A 21,185-nucleotide genomic window follows, 5' to 3' on the forward strand; every position below is an offset into this window, starting at 1 on the left:
GGGTCTGCGGGGCCTACGGGCGCTTGGCCAGGCCCAGGCCGCGGCGCTTCTTGTAGACGGGCGAGCCGGAGGCCTCGCGGGTGGTGCGGTAGCGGGCGAGGGTGCCGAGGCCGGAGCCGCCGTCCTCGTCGCCGCCGGCCGTCTCGACCGGGTCCTTGCCGAAGCGGCGGCCCACCCACATCACCAGCGGCACCACGAAGGGCGCCAGCAGCAGGTCGTACAGCAGGGCGCTGAGCACCAGTCCGCCCAGGCCGACGTGGCGGGCGGCGGTGTCGCCGACCAGGGCGCCGACCATCGCGTACAGCAGGGTGGAGGCGATGGCGGCGACCGAGACGACCAGCAGGGCGCTGGCGGCCGAGCGCTGGCGGCCGTGCTCGGGGCGGTAGAGCCCGGCGGCGTAGCCCATCAGGCAGAGCACCAGCGCGTACCGGCCGACGGCGTGGTCGGAGGGCGGGGCCAGGTCGGCGAGCAGTCCGGCCGCGAAGCCGACCAGGCAGCCGCCGGTGGGCCCGTACACCAGGGCGAGGCCGACCACGACGAGCAGCAGCACGTCGGGGGTGGCGCCGGGCAGTTGGAGCCGCCCGAGCACGCTGACCTGGAGGATCAGGCCGAGCATGACGAGGACGGCGGCGACGGGGATGCGGGCGAGGCGCATGCTCAGTTCCCCCCATTGGGCTTGGCGGGCGGGACGGCGGCGGCCGGGCCGACCGGCGCCGCGGCGGCGCCCTGGGCCTGGCCGGCCTGGGCGGGCGGCAGGACGGCGTCGCGCGGGTCGGTGCGCGGCGGGACGACGACCACACCGACCAGGTCGAGCCGGGTGAACTGGACGAAGGGCTCGACCATGATCGTCTTGGTGAGCTGGCCGGGGGTGGCCTCGACCTCGACGACCTTGCCCACCGGCACGCCGGGAACGAACGGCCGGCCGCTCTGCGAGCCGAAGGTGACCAGCCGGTCCCCCGCCTTCACCTGGGCCTTGCCGTTGAGCAGCGAGACCTTCATCGGGCTGGTGCCCTGCCCGGCGGCGAAGCCGATCTCGCCGCTGCCCTCCAGCCGGGCGCCGGCGGTGAAGCCGGGGTCGGAGGCGAGCAGCACGGTGGCGGTGGTGGGCGCGACCGTGGTGATCCGGCCGACCAGGCCCTGGCCGTTGATGACCGTCATGTCGCGGGTGAGGCCGTCGTCGCTGCCGGCGTCGACGGTGATGGTCCAGGAGAAGCCCTGGGCCGGGCCGATCGCGATGACCTGGGCGGCCTTGACGGTGTATCCGCCGGCCCCGGCGGTGCGCAGCAGGTCGTCGAGCTGCTTGGTGCGGGCGCCGGCCATGTCGGAGGAGGCGAGCTTCTGGCGCAGCTCGGTGTTCTCGCGGGCGAGCTGGTCGGTCCGGCCGCTGTCGGTGGCGGCGTCGCGGAAGGCGCGGACGGTGTCGGCGACCGGGTCGACGGCTCCGGCGGCGGCCCGCTCGACCGGGCCGAGGACGCCGGCCGCGGCGCGCCGGGCACCGCCGAGGGGGGAGGTCTCACCGCCCTTGATGTCGACGGTGATCAGGGCGAAGGCGACCGCCACCAGCAGGATGAGCAGCAGCCGGCTCTCTCGTGTGTCCCTCACGGTGCTGGTACTGCCCCTTCGTACCTGGCCGCCCACCCCGGGCCGCGGGCCCCGGGTGAGGGCCGTTCGGTTGCGTTCGATTGTTCGGTCGGATCGGGCCGGCGGTCCGCCGGCCCGTCGTCGTACGGCTAACGGCGCGGCTGGGCGTCGAGTACCTGCTGGAGGGCCTCGAACTCCTCGACGCACTTGCCGGAGCCGAGGGCCACCGAGTCGAGCGGGTTCTCGGCGATGTGGATCGGCATGCCGGTCTCCCGGCGCAGCCGCTCGTCGAGGCCGCGCAGCAGGGCGCCGCCGCCGGTGAGCACGATGCCGCGGTCCATGACGTCGCCGGCCAGCTCGGGCGGGCACTGGTCGAGGGTGGTCTTCACCGCGTCGATGATGGAGTTGACCGGCTCGTCGATGGCCTCGCGGACCTCGGCGGCCGAGATGACGACGGTCTTGGGCAGGCCGCTGACCAGGTCGCGGCCCCGGATCTCGGCGTGCTCGTCCTTCTCGCCGTCCAGCGCGAAGGCGGAGCCGATGCTCATCTTGATCTGCTCGGCACTGCGCTCGCCGAGGAGCAGCGAGTACTCCTTCTTGATGTGCTGGACGATGGCGTTGTCCAGCTCGTCGCCGGCGACCCGGATGGACTGCGCGGTGACGATGCCGCCGAGCGAGATGACGGCGACCTCGGTGGTGCCGCCGCCGATGTCGACGACCATGTTGCCGGTGGCCTCGTGGACGGGCAGGCCGGCGCCGATCGCGGCGGCCATCGGCTCCTCGATGATGTGCACCTGGCGCGCGCCGGCCTGCGAGGAGGCCTCGATGACGGCGCGGCGCTCGACCCCGGTGATGCCGGAGGGCACGCAGACCACGACCCGGGGGCGGGCGAGGTAGCGGCGGCGGTGGATCTTGAGGATGAAGTAGCGGAGCATCCGCTCGGTGATCTCGAAGTCGGCGATCACGCCGTCCTTGAGCGGGCGGATCGCGACGATGTTGCCCGGGGTGCGGCCGATCATCTTCTTGGCCTCGGCACCCACCGCGAGGATCCCGCCGGTGTTGGTGTTCACCGCGACCACGGACGGCTCGTTCAGCACGATGCCCTTGCCCCTGACGTACACCAGCGTGTTGGCAGTTCCGAGGTCGATCGCCAGGTCGCGGCCGATGAACGACAGGTTGCTCGCCATGGGGTGTGGGTGCCTTCCCGGGCTCGGAGTCATTGCGGGGGGTGGACGGAACGGCGCGCGCCCATTGCTAGGGGGTGCGGACACCAGCCGAGCAGCCGTACCTGGCCCGTGAGTTGCGTCCATCGTAGTCACGCCGGTCAGTGCGGACGTCGACGTGGGGCATGCCGTCCATTGTCCGGGGCGTGATCGCTTCTCCGGGCATTGGGACGCCGTGTCGGCAGTACCAGTTCCGTATTTCACGATAAACATGCCCCGGCCGGGCCAATGGTCCCGACCGGGGCGGCCCGCCCGGGCTCCGGATCGCCTCCGGGCGCTCCGGACCCGGTGCCGGGGCGGTGCTCAGGCGTGCGCGGGGAAGAAGATCTTGATCTCGCGCTCGGCGGAGGCCTCGGAGTCGGAGGCGTGGATCAGGTTCTCGCGGGTGATGGTCGCGTAGTCGCCGCGGATGGTGCCGGCGCCGGCCTCCAGCGGGTTGGTCGCACCGGCCAGCATCCGGATGCCCGCGACGACCTCCTCACCCTCGACGATCAGGGCGATGGACGGACCGGAGGTCATGAACTCCAGCAGCGGCTCGTAGAAGGGGCGGCCGACGTGCTCCGCGTAGTGCTGCTCCAGGGTGGCCCGGTCGAAGGTCCGCAGCTCGACCGCGGCCAGCCGCCAGCCGGCCTTGCGCTCGATGCGGCTGATGATCTCGCCGGCCAGGCCGCGCTTGACGGCGTCGGGCTTGAGCAGGACGAGAGTGCGCTGGGACACGGTGCTTCTCCTGGGGAATCGGTTCGGCGTGCGACTCCCCAGAGGTTACCTTGCGTGAGCAGCCCGGACTCCGCCCGGGCTGCTCCTCCGGAAGGGCCCGGAATCAGGCCGCGGCGGCGGCCCGGGCGGCCTTCATCTCGTCGATCCGGCGGCCGTAGTGCACCGAGCACCACCACAGGCCGGCGAAGACCGCGCCGAGGCCGAACATCGTCGGCAGCACGAAGCCGCTGGCGATCAGCCCGAGCTGCAGCGCCCAGCCGATCGCCACCGCGCCGGGGCGGTTGATCATGCCGCAGAGCAGGACGCAGAGGGCCATCGCGATGCCGCTCACCGTCCAGACCGTGGCGGTCGGTACGTCCGAGAGCTGCATGGCGACCAGGCCGGCGAACAGCACCAGCAGGGCCTCGCCGATCAGGGTCGCGGAGCAGAGCTGCCTCATGTCACTTCCTCCCGAGCAGCAGGCGCGCCTCGCCCACCGTGATGACCGAACCGGTGACCAGCACCCCGGCGCCGCCGAGGTCGCCCTCCTCCTCGGCGAGGGTGACGGCCGCGGCGATGGCGTCGTCCAGCCGGGGCTCGACCTGGACGCGCTCCTCGCCGAAGACCTCGACCGCGAGCGCCGCCAGGGCGTCCACGTCCATCGCACGGTGGGTGGAGTTCTGCGTGATCACGACCTCGGCGAGGACCGGCTCGAAGGCCTCCAGCAGGCCCGCCACGTCCTTGTCGCCGCTGGTGCCGATCACACCGACCAGCCGGGTGAAGCCGAAGGACTCGCCGATCGCGTCGACGGTGGCCCGGGCGCCGTGCGGGTTGTGCGCGGCGTCCAGGATGATCGTGGGGCTGCGCCGGACGACCTCCAGGCGGCCCGGCGAGGAGACACCGGAGAACGCCTGGCGGACCTTGTCCGTGTCGAGCTGCCCGCCGCGCGCGCCGCCGACGCCGAAGAACGCCTCGACGGCGGCCAGCGCGAGCGAGGCGTTGTGCGCCTGGTGGGCGCCGTGCAGCGGGAGGAAGAGGTCCTCGTACTCCTCGCCGCCGAGCCCACGCAGCGTCACCAGCTGTCCGCCGACGGCGACCTCACGGCGGATCACCCCGAACTCCATGCCCTCGCGGGCCACCGTGGCGTCCACCTCGACGGCCCGGGCGAGGATGGTCTGGGCGGCGTCCAGCTGCTGCTGGGCGACCACCGCGACGGCGCCGGGCTTGATGATGCCGGACTTCTCCACGGCGATCTCGCCGGTGGTCTCCCCCAGCTTGTCGGTGTGGTCCAGGCCGATCGGGGTGATCACCGCGACGGCCGCGTCGATCACGTTGGTGGCGTCCCAGGAGCCGCCCATGCCGACCTCGACCACCGCGACGTCCACCGGGGCGTCGGCGAAGGCCGCGTACGCCATGCCGGTGAGCACCTCGAAGAAGGACATCGGCACCGGCTGGGAGGCGTCCACCATCCGCACGTACGGCTCGATGTCGCGGTAGGTCTCGACGAAGCGCTCGGTGCTGATCGGGGCGCCGTCCAGGCTGATCCGCTCGGTGACGCTCTCCACGTGCGGGCTGGTGTAGCGGCCGGTGCGCAGCTCGAAGGTGTTCAGCAGCTGCTCGATCATCCGGGCCGTGGAGGTCTTGCCGTTGGTGCCGGTGATGTGGATGGAGGGGAAGGACCGCTGGGGCTGGCCCAGGATGTCCATCAGCGCCTCGATCCGGTCGAGCGAGGGCTCCAGCTTGTTCTCCGGCCAGCGCTCGGAGAGCGCCAGCTCGACGTCGCGCAGTGGATCGCCCGACTCGGCGGCAGCCGTGCTCTCGGGGCGGATCGTGTAGGGGTTCGGGTCGGCCTTGTCGCTCACCACCACAGTCTACGGAGCCGGGACGGCCGTCCCTCACGGGGTGAGAACCACCACTTTGACCATTGTCGACTGTTTTGGGCGTTTTCCATCGATTAGGCGATCTTGAATCGCGATGGAGCATCGATTCGCACCCCACGAAGCCGCAGACACCTTCGATCCACCAGAGAGCCGCCCGATGCCCGACGTCCTGCACGCCTTAGTCCCGGCCCACCGGGACGGCATCGTCGGGGCGCCGGACTCCTCGGCCACCCCGGGCCCGTACGGCGACGGGCCGGCCTCCCGGCGGATCGCCGCGCTCACCGCCCGGCCGGCCGAGCCGGCCCTGCCCGCCGCCCGAGGCGCTCTTGACAGCAGGATTGGTCTACTCCACCTTGTGAGGCAAGTCTCCTTCCCCGACAGGGACTTGAGTTGTCGGTAGCTCCCGCACGCGTACCCATCGACACCCGGTCGGCTCACCCCCACCCGAGCCGCCGGCCTCCCCCACAGGAGATGGAGCCATGCCACCTGCCCGACACGTGCGCCACCGGCGCACCGTCCACTCCGCGCTCGCCGGGGCCAGTGCCTTCGCGCTCGGCCTCAGCGGCCTGGTCATCGCCTCCAGCGCCTCCGGCGCCCCGACCGCCGACGTCGACGTGATCGACAACGGCGGCTTCGAACAGGGCAGCCTGTCCGGCTGGACCTGCCAGTCCGGCGCGACCCGCGAGACCACCACCGTGCACTCCGGCTCGTCCGCGCTGCGCGCCGCGCCCGGCGCGTCCGCCACCGGCGAGTGCACCCAGACCGTCACCGTGCGGCCCAACTCCACGTACACGCTGAGCGCCTGGGTCCAGGGCTCGTACGTCTACCTGGGCGCCCGGAACACCGGCGGCGGCAGCCCGAGCACCTGGACCAGCTCCACCGGCTGGTCCAAGCTCAGCACCACCTTCACCACCGGGCCGTCCGCCACCAGCGCCACCGTCTACCTGCACGGCTGGTACGGGCAGCCGGCCTTCCTCGCCGACGACGTCTCGCTGATCGGGCCCGGCGACCCCAGGCCCTCCCCGACCGTCACCACGCCCACCCCGACCGACACGGTGAGCCCGACCCCGACGGACACCGCCACGCCGACGCCGACCGACACCGCGACCGGCCGGCCCGACCTGCCCAAGCACAAGCTCACCGGCTACTGGCAGAACTTCGACAACGGCGCCACCGTGCAGCGGATCAGCGACGTCCCCGCGGCGTACGACATCATCGCGGTCTCCTTCGCCGAGACCACCACCGCGCCCGGCGCACTCGCCTTCGCCCTGGACGGCACGCTCGCCGCCCGCCTCGGCGGCTACACCGAGGCGCAGTTCAAGGCCGACATCGCGGCCAAGAAGGCGGCCGGCAAGAAGGTGATCCTCTCGGTCGGCGGCCAGAACGGCACGGTCGCCGTCAACAGCGCCGCCTCGGCCGCCAACTTCACCGACAGCGCGTGGGCGCTCATGCGGCAGTACGGCTTCGACGGGGTCGACATCGACCTGGAGAACGGCATCAACGCCACCTACATGGGCCAGGCACTGCACGCGCTGGCCGCCAAGGCCGGCAAGGGCTTCGTGCTCACCATGGCGCCGCAGACCATCGACATGCAGTCCACCGGCATGGAGTACTTCAAGCTGGCGCTGAACGTGAAGGACATCCTCACCATCGTCAACATGCAGTACTACAACTCCGGCGCGATGCTGGGCTGCGACGGCCAGGTGTACTCCCAGGGCACCGTCAACTTCCTGACGGCGCTGGCCTGCATCCAGCTCAAGAACGGACTGCGGCCCGACCAGGTCGGCCTCGGGGTGCCCGCGTCCACCAGCGCCGCGGGCGGCGGCTGGGTCAACCCGCGCGTGGTCACCGACGCCCTGGACTGCCTGGCGAAGGGCACCGGCTGCGGCAGCTTCAGGCCCGACACCACGTGGCCCGGCATCGGCGGCGCGATGACCTGGTCGACCAACTGGGACGCCAAGGCGGGCGGCGGCATCGCCAACACCGTCGGCTCGCACCTGCTCGCGATGCCGTAGGGCCCGCTCCGACCCCGGGGACGGCCGACCGGCCCGCCCGGGCGGCCGTCACACCCCGGCCCGGGCCTCCGGGATCTCGGCCGGGGTGTCCGGGCAGGTGGTGGTGCAGTGGCGGCGGCGCAGCTCGGCCACGATCTCCGCCACCTCGCCCTCCGGCAGCAGCGGCAGCATCATCGCCACGCCCTGGAGCAGGCCGCCCAGCAGGAAGGTGGTGTCGGCGGTCGAGGCGACCAGGCCGCGCACCGCCGCCACCTCGCCGGCCGCGACCGCCTCGATCAGCCGGGCGGCGTCCGCGCTGCCCTCGTCGATCTCGACGCCGGAGGTGTCGGCGGGGGCGCGGCGGGCCATCGCGCGCAGCACCCGGTCGCCGACCTCGGGGGCGTACGCCTTGCGGACCGCCTCGGCCGCGATCCAGGTGAGCAGGGTGGTCACCTCGCGCTCGGCGCGGGCCGCCAGCAGGCGGTCCAGGGTGTGGTCGAAGGCGAGCTGGTTCCCGTGTCGGAATGCGAGCAGCAGGTCCGCCGCCCGGGCCTTGGCCTCCTCGACCGCCTCGGCAGGAAGTTCGTCGGCCAACTCCTCGGTCATCACCACGCCATGCCCTCCCGTCAGTCGCCTGCTCAGCAGAACTCCTGCACACCGTACACATCCGACCTGCGAACGTACGCGAACCCGCCCGCACAAGACCGGAATGAATTCGAGCGGAATAGGACTTCACACGGTCCGGGATGAATATTCGCCGGAACAGAGCAATGCCCCGAGTAATCACCGGCGGAATGGGGCAGGCCCCGGAAACGGCCCGGGGGCCGCACCCCGCGTCAGCGGAATGCGGCCCCCGGGGGCTGCGCTCGTCGGAGTCGGGCCGGCCGTCAGGCCTGCGGCAGGGCGGCCAGCTGGGCGGTGATCCGGACGATGTCGGCCTCGGCGGCCTCCTGGCGGCCCCGGATCTTGGCGACCACGTCGTCCGGCGCCTTGGCGAGGAACGCCTCGTTGCCGAGCTTCGCGGTGGTCTGGGCCTTCTCCTTCTCGGCCGCCGCGAGGTCCTTGGCGAGGCGCTTGCGCTCCGCCGCGACGTCGATGGTGCCGGAGAGGTCCAGCGCCACCGTCGCCCCGGCGACCGGCAGCGAGGCGGTGGCCGAGAAGCCCTCCGCCGGCGCGGTCAGGCGCAGCAGCGAGCGGATCGCGTCCTCGTGGACGGCGAGCACGGTGCCGGCCAGGTCGAGCTGGGCCGGGACCTTCTGCGCGGGCTGCAGGCCCTGGTCCGAACGGAACCGGCGGACCTCGGTGACCACCTGCTGGAGCGTGGCGACCTCGGACTCGGCCGCGGCGTCGCGGAAGCCGCTGTCCTTCGGCCACTCGGTGACCACCAGCGACTCGGCGCCGGTGAGCGTGGTCCACAGGGTGTCGGTGACGAACGGGACGACCGGGTGCAGCAGGCGCAGGGTGACGTCCAGGACCTCTCCGAGCACCCGGCGCGCGGCGTCGGCCTGCGGGCCGCCCTTGGCCAGGGTGGTCTTGGAGAGCTCGACGTACCAGTCGAAGACCTCGTCCCAGGCGAAGTGGTAGAGCGCGTCCGAGACCTTGGCGAACTCGTAGTCGTCGTACAGCGCGTCGACCTCGGCCACGGTGGCGTTCAGCCGCGACAGGATCCAGCGGTCGACCGCGGTCAGCTCCTCCGGGGCCGGCAGCGGGCCCTCGACGGTGGCGCCGTTCATCAGCGCGAAGCGGGTCGCGTTCCAGATCTTGTTGCAGAAGTTCCGCGAGCCCTTGACCCAGTCCTCGCCGATCGGCACGTCCGCGCCGGGGTTGGCGCCGCGGGCCAGGGTGAAGCGGACGGCGTCGGCGCCGTAGGCGTCCATCCAGTCCAGCGGGTCGACGGCGGTGCCGGAGGACTTCGACATCTTCTTGCCGAACTCGTCGCGGACCAGACCGGTCAGGGCGACCGTCTTGAACGGCACCTGGCCGTCCATCGCGTACAGGCCGAACATCATCATCCGGGCGACCCAGAAGAAGATGATGTCGTGGCCGGTGAGCAGGACGTCGGTCGAGTAGAACTTCTCCAGGTCCGGGGTGCGCTCCGGCCAGCCCAGGGTCGAGAACGGCCACAGGCCGGAGGAGAACCAGGTGTCCAGGACGTCCGGGTCCTGGTGCCAGCCCTCGCCGGTCGGCGGCTGCTCGTCGGGGCCGACGCAGACGACCTCGCCGTCCGGGCCGTACCAGACCGGGATCCGGTGGCCCCACCACAGCTGGCGCGAGATGCACCAGTCGTACATGTTGTCGACCCAGTCGAAGTAGCGGCGCTCCAGCTCCTTCGGGTGGATGTCGACCCGGCCGTCGCGCACGGCGTCGCCGGCCGCCTGGGCCAGCGGGGCGACCTTGACCCACCACTGCAGCGACAGCCGCGGCTCGACCACCGTGTGGCAGCGCGAGCAGTGGCCGACCGCGTGCATGTACGGGCGCTTCTCGGCGACGATCCGACCCTGCTCGCGCAGCGCGCCGACGACGGCCGAGCGGGCCTCCAGGCGGTCCAGGCCGAGGAACGGGCCGTGCACGGTGATGACCCCGCGCTCGTCCATCACCGACAGGTTCGGCAGCCCGTGGCGCTGGCCGATGGCGAAGTCGTTGGGGTCGTGCGCCGGGGTCACCTTGACGGCGCCGGTGCCGAACTCCGGGTCGACGTGCTCGTCGGCGACGACCGGGATCTCACGGTCGGTCAGCGGCAGCTTGATGGTGCGGCCGACCAGGTGACGGTAGCGCTCGTCGTCCGGGTGGACGGCGACCGCGGTGTCGCCCAGCATCGTCTCGGCCCGGGTGGTGGCGACGACGATCGCGTCCTCGCCCTCGCCGTAGCGGATCGAGACCAGCTCGCCGGGGACCTCCTCGTGCTCCACCTCGATGTCGGAGAGCGCGGTCAGGCAGCGGGGGCACCAGTTGATGATGCGCTCGGCGCGGTAGACCAGGCCGTCGTCGAACAGCCGCTTGAAGATGGTCTGGACTGCCTGCGACAGGCCCTCGTCCATGGTGAAGCGCTCGCGGGACCAGTCCACGCCGTCGCCCAGCCGGCGCATCTGGCCGAGGATCCGGCCGCCGTAGTTCTCCTTCCACTCCCAGACCTTCTCGACGAAGGCCTCGCGGCCCAGGTCGTGGCGGGAGAGGCCGGACTCGGCGAGCTGCTGCTCCACCTTGTTCTGGGTGGCGATGCCGGCGTGGTCCATGCCGGGCAGCCAGAGCGTCTCGAAGCCCTGCATGCGCTTGCGGCGGGTCAGCGCGTCCATCAGCGTGTGCTGGAAGGCGTGGCCCAGGTGCAGCGCACCGGTGACGTTCGGCGGCGGGATGACGATGGTGTACGCGGGCTTGTCGCTCTTCGCGTCGGCGGTGAAGTAACCGCGCTCCACCCAGCGCTCGTACAGCTCGCCCTCTACCTCGGCCGGGGCGTAGGTCGTCGGGAGGGTGGCTGCGTCGTCCCCTGCGGTCGTGCTCGCGGGGCGCTGGTTCGTCGTGTCGGTCACGACGCACAGTTTACGTAACGGCGGGGGCGGGTTACGAACCGCTTTCGGTGCGCGGCGTCCGCTGCGCCGTCCGGGCGCGCCGCCGCCCCGGTGCGATACCGTGCCAGGACACTCGTCCGGTCGGTCGACGGGCTCGGACGACTCGACTCGACAGGCCGCTCGTGCGGCGGGGGAGCACAGACGCAGATGTACGGACAGGACCAGCAGTATCCGCAGGGTCAACCGCAGCAGCCCTACGGGGCACCCCAGCCACCCTACGGTGCACCGCCCCAGTACGGCCAGCCCCAGGCGCCCGTCCCGCCGCAGGCCCCGCCGCCCCAGTACGGCGCGCCGCAGCCGCAGTACGGCTACCCGCAGCAGCCCGCCCCGCCGCACGGCGCACCGCAGCAGCCGTACGGCGCGCCCGGCTACCCGCCCGCCCCTGCCGGCAAGAGCAGGACCGGGCTGGTGATCGGCCTGGTGGTCGGCGCCCTGGTGCTGGCCGGCGGCGGCTTCGGCATCTACCAGCTGGTCGGCGGCGGCACCGACGACGCGGTGCCCGGCAGCTACAAGATCGGCGCCCCGCAGACCCTGCCCGGCGGCTACATCCTCGACGACACCGACGAGGACAAGGTCTCCGAGGAGGAGGCGGCCAAGGAGGGCATGGGCCGCAACCTGACCGAGGTCTCCAACGACTACAAGGAAGGGAGCTCCTCCTCCACCGTCCTCACCGTCAGCGGCGAGTACGGCGACGTCGCCTCGCCCGACTCGGTGATGGAGAAGATCAAGGTCAAGGCCGTCGAGCCGTCCAGCTCCGGCAAGGCCCCCAACTGGACCACCCCGCTGCGCGACTTCGACGCCAAGGACCCGCACGACAGCAAGGCCCGGCTGGCCTGCGGCGTGCTGCAGTCCTCCAGCCGGACCGGCACCATCTGCTACTGGGCCGACCACTCGACGCACGGCGCGATCGTCTTCAAGACCGGCACCCTGGATGTGGAGCAGGCCGCGGTGAAGGCCCGCGCGCTGCGCGACGCCACGCTGGTCAAGAAGTAGCCCGCCGCCCCGGCACGGAACACGCAAGCGGCCCCGCACCGAGTGGTGCGGGGCCGCTTCCGTGTTCCGTGCCGGGGCCGGCCTCAGGCCGACTTGTCGCGCCGCTCGCGCTTGATCATGTCGCGCGGGACGAGCGTCGGGATGGCGTGCTTGGAGACGACGTCCCCGGTGATCACCACGCGGGCGACGTCCTGGCGGGAGGGCACCTCGTACATCACGGACATCAGCACCTCCTCCATGATCGCCCGCAGGCCGCGGGCGCCGGTGCCGCGCAGGATCGCCTGGTCGGCGATGGCCTCCAGGGCGTCCCGGGAGAACTCCAGCTCCACGCCGTCCAGCTCGAAGAGCTTGCGGTACTGCTTGACCAGCGCATTCTTCGGCTCGGTCAGGATCTGCAGCAGCGCCTCGCGGTCGAGGTTGTGCACGCTGGTGATCACCGGCAGTCGGCCGATGAACTCGGGGATCATGCCGAACTTGACCAGGTCCTCCGGCATCACCTGGCGGAAGTGGTCACTCGCGTCCTGCTCGCGCTTGGAGCGGATGTTGGCGCCGAAGCCGATGCCCTTGGCACCCGCGCGGCCCTCGATGATCCGCTCCAGGCCGGCGAAGGCGCCGCCCACGATGAACAGCACGTTGGTGGTGTCGATCTGGATGAACTCCTGGTGCGGGTGCTTGCGCCCGCCCTGCGGCGGCACCGAGGCGGTGGTGCCCTCCAGGATCTTCAGCAGCGCCTGCTGCACACCCTCGCCGGAGACGTCCCGGGTGATCGACGGGTTCTCGCTCTTGCGGGCGACCTTGTCGATCTCGTCGATGTAGATGATCCCGGTCTCGGCCTTCTTGACGTCGTAGTCGGCCGCCTGGATCAGCTTCAGCAGGATGTTCTCGACGTCCTCGCCGACGTACCCGGCCTCGGTGAGCGCGGTGGCGTCGGCGATGGCGAACGGCACGTTCAGCATCCGGGCCAGGGTCTGCGCGAGCAGGGTCTTGCCGGAGCCCGTCGGGCCGAGCAGCAGGATGTTGGACTTGGCCAGCTCGATGGCGTCCTCGCGGCCGTTCCCGCCGCTGCGCCCGGCCTCGCCCGCCTGGACCCGCTTGTAGTGGTTGTAGACCGCGACCGACAGCGCCTTCTTGGCGAGGTCCTGGCCGACCACGTACTGGTCGAGGAACTCGTAGATCTCGCGCGGCTTCGGGAGCTCCTCGAAGCGCACCTCGGAGGTCTCGGCGAGCTCCTCCTCGATGATCTCGTTGCACAGGTCGATGCACTCGTCGCAGATGTACACGCCTGGGCCGGCGATCAGCTTCTTCACCTGCTTCTGCGACTTGCCGCAGAACGAGCACTTGAGCAGGTCGCCACCGTCTCCGATGCGTGCCACGAGGTGCTTCCCCTTCGCCAGGGGCCCCGCGGGGGTTCCGGGGCCTGGTGCTGTGGACCGTGAACGCCGTCGGCGATCGGTCTCGCTATCCGACGGTACTCTGCCGGGCCCGCAATTCCGTCCTCTTCGCCGGGTCTGCCCTACGCCCTGGGCGAATTGATACCGAACAGATGCCGTCGGCACGACCGTCCGAGTGCCGCAGGGCGGGGCGCGCGGTGCGGCGCGCCCCGCCCTGCGGGGGCCGGCCTCAGGAGGTCAGCGAGGACTTGCGGGTGGAGATGATCTGGTCGATCAGACCGTACTCCAGGGCCTCCTCGGCGGTGAGGATCTTGTCGCGCTCGATGTCGTCGCGCACCTGCTCCACCGGCTTGTTGGAGTGCTTGGAGAGCATCTCCTCCAGCTGCTCGCGCATCCGGAAGATCTCCTTGGCCTGGATCTCCAGGTCGGAGACCTGGCCGCGGCCGGTCTCGGTGTAGGGCTGGTGGATCAGGATGCGGGCGTTCGGCAGCGCCATCCGCTTGCCGGGGGTGCCGGCCGCCAGCAGCACGGCCGCCGCCGAGGCCGCCTGGCCCATGCAGACGGTGGTGATGTCCGGCTTGACGTACTGCATGGTGTCGTAGATGGCCGTCAGAGCCGTGAACGAGCCGCCGGGCGAGTTGATGTACATCTGGATCTCGCGGTCCGGGTCCATCGACTCCAGGCACAGCAGCTGGGCCATGATGTCGTTCGCGGAGACGTCGTCGACCTGCGAGCCGAGGAAGATGATGCGCTCCTCGAACAGCTTGGCGTACGGGTCGTACTCCCGGATGCCCTGCGAGGTGCGCTCGACGAAGCGCGGGACGATGTAGCGGCCCTCGGCGCGCATGTCCTCGACGCGTGCCTTGGCGCTGGACAGGCTGGGGATGTTCATGGGAATTCTGGTCCTCCGGAGCGTTGTGGCTGTGGTCTCGTGGGCCGGGCCGAGGCTCAGGCGCCCGTGCCGCCGCCGCCGGGGACGTCCGCGGCGCTGTGCATGATCGCGTCGATCAGGCCGTACTCCAGGGCCTCCTCCGGCGAGAACCAGCGGTCGCGGTCGGAGTCGGCGGTGATCTGCTCGAAGGACTGGCCGCTGTGGAAGGCGATCAGCTCGGACATCCGCTTCTTGGTGCGGAGCAGCTGCTCCGCCTGGATGCGGATGTCGGTGGCCGAACCGCCGAGGCCCGCGGAGGGCTGGTGCATCAGGATGTTGGCGTTCGGCAGCGAGAAGCGCTTGCCCTTGGCGCCCGCCGTCAGCAGGAACTGGCCCATCGACGCGGCCATGCCCATCGCGATGGTGACGACGTCGTTCTTGATGTACTGCATGGTGTCGTAGATCGCCATGCCGGCCGAGATCGAGCCGCCCGGGGAGTTGATGTAGAGGAAGATGTCCTTGTCCGGGTCTGCCGCGAGGAGCAGCAGCTGGGCGGTGATCTTGTTCGCGATGTCGTCGTCGACCTGCTGGCCGAGGAAGATGATGCGCTCGTTGAGCAGCCGGTTGTAGACCTGGTCGCCCAGGCCGCCGAGCACGTCACCGGAGGCGGCGTGCGGCGCCATCGGGCCAGGCATCTGCATCTGCGGGAACGTCACTTAGCCACCTGCTCAGTCGGTTTGGACGGTCGCTCCACGGCCGTCGCGGTCTTGCACAGCTGATGGACACCACCAGGGTGATTGTTGCTGTCCAAGGACCCTAACGCGCAGGCCCCTTCGCAGAATCCCCCACGCAGAACTGTTCGCTGTCAGCGCAGGGTCCGCTCACCCGGGCGGGAACGGCCGTGGGCCCGGACACCGCGTACGGTGTCCGGGCCCACGGGCTGTGCGGTCCTACGACGAGGGCCGACCGGGCGATCAGGCCTCGGTCTTCTCCTCGGCGGCGGCCTCGACGGTCTCGCCCGACTCGTCGGTCTCGTCGTCGTCGAAGTTGATCTCGTTGCCCTCGGTGTCGACGACCTTGGCGGCCTCGACCACGGTGGCCAGCGCCTTGCCGCGGGCGACCTCGCCGACCAGCAGCGGCACCTGGCCGCCCTGGACGACCTGCTGCGCGAACTGGTCCGGGGTGAGGCCCGAGCCGGCGGCGCGGCGCAGGAGGTGCTCGGTCAGCTCCTCCTGGTTAACACCCAGCTCCTCGTCGGCGACGATCTGGTCCAGGACGAACTGGGTCTTGATGCCCTTCTTCGCCTGCTCCTCAAGCTCCGCGTCGTACTCCTCGGCGGTCTTGCCCTGGCTGGCCAGCCAGACGTCGAGGGTCAGACCCATCGGCTCCAGCTGGTGGTGCTCCAGGTTGTGCTTGCGGGTCGAGATCTCCTCCTTGAGGAGCTTCTCCGGGTACTCGATCTCCACCAGGCCGAGCAGCGCGTCGAGGACCTTCTCCTGGGCCTGGGTGGCCTGGTCGTACTCCTTCATGCGCTCCAGGCGCTTGCGGGAGTCGCCGCGCAGGTCCTCCAGGGTGTCGAACTCGCTGGCCAGCTGGGCGAACTCGTCGTCCAGCTCGGGCAGCTCCTTCTCCTGGACGGCCGTCACGGTGACGGTGACCTCGGAGGACTTGCCGGCCTGGGTGCCGCCCTTGAGCTCGGTGCTGAAGGTGGCGGTGCCACCGGCCTCCAGGCCCACGACGGCGTCGTCGATGCCGTCGATCAGGCGGCCGGAGCCGATCTCGTAGCTGACACCGGCGGCGGTACCGTCCTCCGGCACCTCGCCGTCGACCTTGGCCTCAAGGTCGACGACCACGATGTCACCGGCGGCGGCGGCGCGCTCGACGTCCTTGACGGAGGAGAAGCGCTCGCGCAGCTGCTCCAGCGACTTGTCGACGTCCTCGTCCGTCACCACGATCGGGTCGACGGTGACCTCGATGGTCGAGAAGTCGGGCAGGGTGATCTCCGGACGGACGTCCACCTCGGCGGTGAACTTCAGGTCCCCACCGTCGACGAGCGTCTCGACGCCCTCGATGTTGGTGATGTCCGGCTGGCCGAGGACCTCGATCTTGCCCTCGTCGACGGCCTGCGAGTAGAAGCGCGGCAGGGCGTCGTTGACGGCCTCCTCCAGCACGGCACCACGGCCGAAGCGCTGGTCGATGACACGGTTCGGGATCTTGCCCTTGCGGAAGCCCGGGACCGAGACCTGCTGGTTGATCTTCTTGTACGCCGCGTCGAGGCTGGGCTTGAGCTCCTCGAAGGGCACCTCGACGGTGAGTCGAACCCGGGTCGGGTTCAGAGTCTCGACGGCGCTCTTCACGGTTAGGTCTCCTATGGGCTTGCGGTCAGGTTGTCTCCGCCGTCGCCTGCCGTCGGCCTTGGGGGCCGCCGGACACGGTCGGGCGAGACGGGCGATGGGCGGTTGGAGCTGCATCTCCCGTGGGGTGGACGGTGAGCTTGACTCCTCGCCCTCGTGCGGTTGACCTGGGTTGACGCCACAGGGACTACCGCCAGCGCCCCATCCTACCGGTACCACGAAAGGCCGACGCCAGGACGCCGCCGCAGGGGTGGTGGGAGCGGACACAGAACAGGGCCCCGCCGCGCCCGACGAGACCCTGCCGCACGGTCGGGGTGACCGGATTCGAACCGACGGCCTTCCGCTCCCAAAGCGGACGCGCTACCAAACTGCGCCACACCCCGTGGTGCCGAGAGGAAGCGTACACGGCGGGCCCTGCCCGTTCTCCGACATATCGGGGGCTCCGGGGGGACGCATCCGGGCCGCCGGGGGCGCGCGAAGTGCATCCGGAAGTGAATGCGGTGTGCACGCGGCCGCCGGGACCAGGTACGCTGTTCCCGACCTTCCGTCCGGCAGCGGCCGGAGGTTCGCGCGGGCGTAGCTCAATGGTAGAGCCCTAGTCTTCCAAACTAGTCACGCGAGTTCGATTCTCGTCGCCCGCTCCAGCAGTCCGGCCCCGTAGCGATGTCCTCGCTCCGGGGCCGTTCGCGTTCCCGGGTCCGCCGTGCCGCCGCCGCGGCCGGCGGACGGGTGCGGGACGAACGGGGGGCCCCGCGGACGGGCCGTCAGAGACCGAGCCGCCGGGCGCGGGCCTCGGCCCGGTCGAGCAGCTGGTGCACGTCGGCCTGCCGGGTGGTGGGGCGGTCGTTGTACTCGTCCGGGGAGGACGCCGGGCGCCCGGTGGCGTGCAGCACCTCCATCACCTGCACCCGGGCGGTGCGCACGGTCTCCGGGGTGCCGTAGCCGTGCGCGAGGACGGCGGCCTGGGCTCCGAGCAGGCAGACCCGGCCGGAGGCGTCCCACAGGGCGCCCTGCAGCCAGCCGTGCGCCGCCAGGTAGCGGGAGGCGAGCCGCAGGTGGTCGGCGGCGCTCACCGGCAGCGGCGGCGGCGGCCGACGCAGCAGCCGGGCCGCGAGGCCGGGCCGGGGCAGCGGGTGGTCGGCGTTCCAGGGCCGCAGCACCGAGCCGAGCGGGCAGACGTACGGCGCCGGGGTGCGCGCCGGGGCGGGCAGCGCGGCCAGGTACGCCTCGATCTCGGCGACCAGCCCGGAGCCGTCCGGGGCGAGCAGCGGCGCGGGCGGCGGCGGCAGGGTGCGGGGCATGCGGGTCTCCTGGCGGTGGCCGACGGGGTGCCGCTACCCAAAGTGGGGCATTGCGGACGTTCCCGCGACCGGAGCGCACCCGGCCCCGTCACCCCCTCCCCCGGGCTCCCGCGCCGGCCCGTCCTCGCCGCCTCCGGACGGGGCAGCGGTGTCCCGCCGGTTTCCCGCCGGGCGCTCGGGCCGATAGCCTCGGCGGCGTTCGACGGTTGTTCGAGAGGAGTCCCGGTGCGCCCCCAGGAGCGACTGGACGTCATACAGCGTTGTGTGGTCCGGGAGATGGCGCGGTTCGGGCAGGAGTTCACGGTCGACGGCGAGATCGTGCGCGGCCCGGGGACGACCGCGGTGGCGGTCCGGGAGCACCCGGGCGAGAGCGGCGCCGGCCACGTCGACCTGGGCTTCGTGCTGCAACTCGGCCGCGCGGACGCGCCGGTGGTCTGGGACTGCGCGGCCGGACTCGGCAAGACCGAGGAGGAGAAGCTCGCCAACGCGGTGCGGATGTGGGCGACCACCACCGCCTCGGCGCTGGTCGAGCTGCAGCAGCGGCGCGGGGAGCACGGCGACCACCACGACCACCCCGAACTGCCGGGCTGGCACGCGGTGCAGGGTCCGGCGGCGGTCTTCGGCTTCGGGAACGAGCGGCTGGCGGGCTGGCTGACCGAGCACCAGGTGCTGGCGGCGCTCGCGCCCGCGCTGCTGCCGGAGCTGGCCGGACGGCCGCTCAACGGCGTGAAGTTGTTCCTCGGCGGACGCGCCGGCGACGACGTCGCCGAGGTCAGGGTGAACGGCGAGGTGTCGGAGGCGGCTTCGGCGGCGCTCCGCGCGCTGGACTGGCCCCGCGGTGAACGGCTGTGCTGGGCACGGCTGTTCGCGGTGCTGACGGTGCAGGGTGCGCCGCTCGCCGCCGCCGCACCGGCGGTCGCAGGGCCCGCACCCGGGCCCGCCCCGGTGGTGCGGGCACGCCGACTGGGCCTGTTCGCCCGGTGGCGGCAGGCCCGGCGGGCCGACCGGTAGCGCGTACCGTCGGCCCCGCGTCCGCGACTCCCCCGGCGCCCGGCCGGCGGAGGGTCAGCTGGTGATGCCGGAGATGCTGCTGGCCAGCTGGCTCAGGAAGTCCTGGATCGGCTTGGCGGCCGTGGTCTGGTTGAGCATGAAGCCGAACAGGGCGGCCAGGATGGCGTGTCCGACCTTGAGCTGCTTGTTGCGGATGAAGATCAGGCAGATGATGCCGAACAGGACCAGTGCTGAGACGGAGAGTGCCACCCGGACTCACTTCCTCGTTCCATAGCGGGGCCCCCGGTGGAAGCCCATGCGATAGCCGGACCCCGGTCTGTCCGACGGTCCCGAGGCGGAATGCAGGTCGAACCCCTCGCGGTCGGGAGGAGCGCCCCGTACGACCCCGCGGTGCATGTCCTGCCGCACCTGACGCCCCCCATCCCCCGAGTCCTGACCGGTCCCGCCCGGACTCAGTGTGGTCGACCGTGCCGGTTGCGTAAAGGTCTGACCGAAAGGCGACCGTCGATATCCCGCGCTGTGAGACGAGTTTCCGCCGACCGAGACGATAGCGGAGGCCTTCTGACGAACGGTCGGCGGGGCGCCGCTGAGCGGCCCGGTAACCTCCGGCCGACCGGAGCGGAACCGCCTGGTCCACTCCGGTGGCGCGGGACCGGAAATGGCCGAAGATCAGCTCCCGGGGTTGACAGCCCGCCGGGGCTGCCAGGGGCATGTGCCGCGGCGGGTCCGACGGCCGGTGGCACCGGGTGACAGGGCGTCGGCCGGGGGCGGCCGGTGCGCCCCGGACCGGAGGCCGGAGCCGGGGGCCGCGGCCGGCGCGGGCGCGGTCAGTCGCGCCAGAGCAGCAGGACGGCGCGGTCGTCGTTGATGTCCCGGGCGACCGTCTCGATCAGACTGCCGGCCGCACCCGGTCCGGCGCCGGGGCCGCCGCCCGGCACCAGCCGGTCGGCCTCGCCCATCAGCCGGTCCATGCCCTCCGAGAGGTCCCGGCCGGGGGCCTCCACCATGCCGTCGGTGCAGAGCATCAGGACGTCGCCGCTGTTGAGCCGGCCGCGCACGCCGTCGAACTTGGCGCCGTCGTAGATGCCGAGCAGCGGGCCCTCGGCCTCCTTGACCTCCCAGCGCCCGGCGCCGGCCAGCCGCTGCATGCCGGGCAGGTGGCCGGCCGAGAGCAGCTCGTACTCGCCGGTGTCCAGGTCGAGCACCAGGTGGACGGCGGTGGCGAAGCCCTCCTCCCAGGACTGGCGCAGCAGGTAGCCGTTGGCGGCGGGCAGGAAGTCGTGCGCGGGCAGCGAGCCGAGCAGGCCGCCGAACGCACCGGAGAGCAGCAGGGCGCGCGAGCCGGCGTCCATGCCCTTGCCGGAGACGTCGGCCAGGACGACCTCCAGCACCCGCTGGCCGGGGCCGGTGCGGGCGGCGACCACGAAGTCGCCCGAGAAGGACTGCCCGCCGGCCGGGCGCAGCGCCATGTCGGCGTGCCAGCCCTCGGGCAGTTCCGGCACCCGGCTCTGCACCCGGAGCCGTTCGCGCAGGTCGAAGAGCATCGTCGAGCCGCCCCACCAGGGCACGCCGACGCGGCTGCGGAACTGGGCGAGCAGCAGTCCGCCGACCCCGGCCGCGCCGACCACCAGGGCGGCGCCGGGGGTGACGCCGTAGGTGTAGGCGCCCGGGTCGCCGCTGGCGACCCGCTGGCCGGTGTGGATGACGGACTCGGCGGACAGGCCCAGGGCGGACAGCGCGTACAGCATGACCAGGCTGCCGGGGCGCAGCAGCAGCGCGCCGGCCAGGATCGGCAGCACCAGGGCGGTGGGCGGGGCCCAGGCAGGCGCCCAGACGTTGAGGACGATCAGCAGCGGGACGAACAGCGCCAGGGCGAAGAAGACCGGCCAGTCGGCGGCGCCGCCGCGGAAGTAGTCGACCCCGGCGGTGCGCAGCCTTCGGCGGACCCGGCGCAGCTTCTTGGCCAGCCGGGCCGTCACGGGGTCCTTCGCCGGGGTGGCGCGGGGCCTCGTCGCAGTCGTCTGGGGCGGTGTGCCCGGCGCTCTGCCAGCCATGGGGACCGACCATATCCACCGGTACGGCCCGGCGTCGACGGCTCGGACGGGGGTGGCGCGGACGTGGCGCGGGCCCGTCAGCGGGTTTCGGCCGATTGCGCCACGGGGAGCCGGGGCGTCAGGAGGCCTGCGCCGGTGGGGCGTACGAACCAGAGAAGCGGCGCACGCGCCCCGCGCGTGTCGGCCGGCGCGCGCTCCCGAAAGCGGGCGGGCCCTGTGGGCGCTGGCCCCCGGCCCCCCCCGGGGGGGGGGGGGGGGGGGGTGAGCCCC

The 21,185-nt window shown here is 71.9% G+C and carries 18 protein-coding genes and 2 tRNA genes; 4 read left to right on the plus strand and 16 right to left on the minus strand.

Going from position 1 to position 21,185, the window contains the following annotated elements:
• Positions 1-13: 13 nt before the first annotated feature.
• The 6 genes from mreD to folC all read right to left on the minus strand — a co-directional run bounded on the left by mreD (position 14) and on the right by folC (position 5,362).
• Positions 14-655 (minus strand): rod shape-determining protein MreD, encoded by a 642-nt coding sequence (gene mreD, locus ACWGB8_RS22005; protein WP_452215244.1) that lies wholly within the window; start codon positions 653-655, stop codon positions 14-16.
• A 2-nt stretch (positions 656-657) separates the two neighbouring features.
• Entirely contained in the window at positions 658-1,602 is a 945-nt protein-coding gene (gene mreC / locus ACWGB8_RS22010; protein WP_452215245.1) for a rod shape-determining protein MreC, read from the minus strand.
• A gap of 128 nt (positions 1,603-1,730) precedes the next feature.
• Complete coding sequence (locus tag ACWGB8_RS22015; RefSeq protein ID WP_360188156.1) at positions 1,731-2,756, minus strand: rod shape-determining protein; 1,026 nt, start codon at positions 2,754-2,756, stop codon at positions 1,731-1,733.
• 351 nt (positions 2,757-3,107) lie between these two features.
• Entirely contained in the window at positions 3,108-3,521 is a 414-nt protein-coding gene (ndk, locus tag ACWGB8_RS22020) for a nucleoside-diphosphate kinase (RefSeq protein ID WP_452215246.1), read from the minus strand.
• A 103-nt stretch (positions 3,522-3,624) separates the two neighbouring features.
• Positions 3,625-3,960, minus strand: a complete 336-nt coding sequence (locus tag ACWGB8_RS22025; protein WP_452215247.1) for a DUF4233 domain-containing protein — start codon at positions 3,958-3,960, stop codon at positions 3,625-3,627.
• 1 nt (position 3,961) lies between these two features.
• On the minus strand, positions 3,962-5,362 hold the full coding sequence (gene folC, locus ACWGB8_RS22030) for a bifunctional tetrahydrofolate synthase/dihydrofolate synthase (protein ID WP_452215248.1): 1,401 nt from the start codon (positions 5,360-5,362) through the stop codon (positions 3,962-3,964).
• Positions 5,363-5,859: 497 nt separating this feature from the next.
• Between folC and ACWGB8_RS22035 the strand changes: the two genes are divergently transcribed.
• Complete coding sequence (locus ACWGB8_RS22035) at positions 5,860-7,395, plus strand: chitinase (RefSeq protein WP_452215249.1); 1,536 nt, start codon at positions 5,860-5,862, stop codon at positions 7,393-7,395.
• Positions 7,396-7,443: 48 nt separating this feature from the next.
• On the opposite strand, the gene ACWGB8_RS22040 is transcribed toward ACWGB8_RS22035, so the two are convergent.
• Positions 7,444-7,986 (minus strand): hypothetical protein, encoded by a 543-nt coding sequence (locus ACWGB8_RS22040; RefSeq protein ID WP_452215250.1) that lies wholly within the window; start codon positions 7,984-7,986, stop codon positions 7,444-7,446.
• Positions 7,987-8,261: 275 nt separating this feature from the next.
• Positions 8,262-10,901 (minus strand): valine--tRNA ligase, encoded by a 2,640-nt coding sequence (locus tag ACWGB8_RS22045; protein WP_452215251.1) that lies wholly within the window; start codon positions 10,899-10,901, stop codon positions 8,262-8,264.
• Positions 10,902-11,087: 186 nt separating this feature from the next.
• Between ACWGB8_RS22045 and ACWGB8_RS22050 the strand changes: the two genes are divergently transcribed.
• Positions 11,088-11,933, plus strand: a complete 846-nt coding sequence (locus ACWGB8_RS22050) for a hypothetical protein (RefSeq protein ID WP_452215252.1) — start codon at positions 11,088-11,090, stop codon at positions 11,931-11,933.
• An 83-nt stretch (positions 11,934-12,016) separates the two neighbouring features.
• Here the strand turns inward: ACWGB8_RS22050 and clpX are convergent, their stop codons facing one another.
• The 5 genes from clpX to ACWGB8_RS22075 all read right to left on the minus strand — a co-directional run bounded on the left by clpX (position 12,017) and on the right by ACWGB8_RS22075 (position 16,932).
• Positions 12,017-13,306 (minus strand): ATP-dependent Clp protease ATP-binding subunit ClpX, encoded by a 1,290-nt coding sequence (clpX, locus tag ACWGB8_RS22055; protein WP_452215253.1) that lies wholly within the window; start codon positions 13,304-13,306, stop codon positions 12,017-12,019.
• Between the two features lie 247 nt (positions 13,307-13,553).
• Positions 13,554-14,216 (minus strand): ATP-dependent Clp protease proteolytic subunit, encoded by a 663-nt coding sequence (locus ACWGB8_RS22060; RefSeq protein ID WP_387939674.1) that lies wholly within the window; start codon positions 14,214-14,216, stop codon positions 13,554-13,556.
• Between the two features lie 56 nt (positions 14,217-14,272).
• The gene (locus ACWGB8_RS22065; RefSeq protein ID WP_452215258.1) at positions 14,273-14,890 is read right to left on the minus strand and encodes an ATP-dependent Clp protease proteolytic subunit; all 618 of its coding nucleotides are present in this window, start codon (positions 14,888-14,890) and stop codon (positions 14,273-14,275) included.
• A 279-nt stretch (positions 14,891-15,169) separates the two neighbouring features.
• Positions 15,170-16,552, minus strand: coding sequence for a trigger factor (gene tig, locus ACWGB8_RS22070; protein ID WP_452215254.1), 1,383 nt, complete (start codon positions 16,550-16,552; stop codon positions 15,170-15,172).
• Between the two features lie 306 nt (positions 16,553-16,858).
• A tRNA-Pro gene (locus tag ACWGB8_RS22075) sits at positions 16,859-16,932 on the minus strand.
• Between the two features lie 187 nt (positions 16,933-17,119).
• Between ACWGB8_RS22075 and ACWGB8_RS22080 the strand changes: the two genes are divergently transcribed.
• Positions 17,120-17,193, plus strand: a tRNA-Gly gene (locus ACWGB8_RS22080).
• A gap of 120 nt (positions 17,194-17,313) precedes the next feature.
• On the opposite strand, the gene ACWGB8_RS22085 is transcribed toward ACWGB8_RS22080, so the two are convergent.
• Positions 17,314-17,850: a DUF6197 family protein gene (locus ACWGB8_RS22085; protein WP_452215255.1), complete on the minus strand. Its 537-nt coding sequence runs from the start codon at positions 17,848-17,850 to the stop codon at positions 17,314-17,316.
• 225 nt (positions 17,851-18,075) lie between these two features.
• Between ACWGB8_RS22085 and ACWGB8_RS22090 the strand changes: the two genes are divergently transcribed.
• On the plus strand, positions 18,076-18,861 hold the full coding sequence (locus tag ACWGB8_RS22090; RefSeq protein WP_452215256.1) for a DUF6348 family protein: 786 nt from the start codon (positions 18,076-18,078) through the stop codon (positions 18,859-18,861).
• A 54-nt stretch (positions 18,862-18,915) separates the two neighbouring features.
• Here ACWGB8_RS22090 and ACWGB8_RS22095 read toward each other — a convergent pair whose 3' ends face one another.
• Both ACWGB8_RS22095 and ACWGB8_RS22100 read right to left on the minus strand, forming a co-directional pair.
• Positions 18,916-19,110 carry a hypothetical protein gene (locus ACWGB8_RS22095; protein ID WP_452215257.1) on the minus strand — a complete coding sequence of 65 codons (195 nt, stop codon included), beginning with the start codon at positions 19,108-19,110 and terminating at the stop codon, positions 18,916-18,918.
• Positions 19,111-19,688: 578 nt separating this feature from the next.
• Complete coding sequence (locus ACWGB8_RS22100; RefSeq protein WP_452215259.1) at positions 19,689-20,828, minus strand: PP2C family protein-serine/threonine phosphatase; 1,140 nt, start codon at positions 20,826-20,828, stop codon at positions 19,689-19,691.
• Between the last annotated feature and the right edge of the window lie 357 nt (positions 20,829-21,185).

Source organism: Kitasatospora sp. NPDC054939 (assembly GCF_053610105.1).

Bases quoted from the DNA above. Each gene is read 5' to 3' on its own strand.
- mreD (WP_452215244.1), bottom strand. From the start codon at position 655: ATGCGCCTCGCCCGCATCCCCGTCGCCGCCGTCCTCGTCATGCTCGGC.
- ACWGB8_RS22025 (WP_452215247.1), bottom strand. From the start codon at position 3,960: ATGAGGCAGCTCTGCTCCGCGACCCTGATCGGCGAGGCCCTGCTGGTG.
- ACWGB8_RS22035 (WP_452215249.1), top strand. From the start codon at position 5,860: ATGCCACCTGCCCGACACGTGCGCCACCGGCGCACCGTCCACTCCGCG.
- ACWGB8_RS22050 (WP_452215252.1), top strand. From the start codon at position 11,088: ATGTACGGACAGGACCAGCAGTATCCGCAGGGTCAACCGCAGCAGCCC.
- ACWGB8_RS22060 (WP_387939674.1), bottom strand. From the start codon at position 14,216: ATGAACATCCCCAGCCTGTCCAGCGCCAAGGCACGCGTCGAGGACATG.
- ACWGB8_RS22065 (WP_452215258.1), bottom strand. From the start codon at position 14,890: ATGCCTGGCCCGATGGCGCCGCACGCCGCCTCCGGTGACGTGCTCGGC.
- ACWGB8_RS22085 (WP_452215255.1), bottom strand. From the start codon at position 17,850: ATGCCCCGCACCCTGCCGCCGCCGCCCGCGCCGCTGCTCGCCCCGGAC.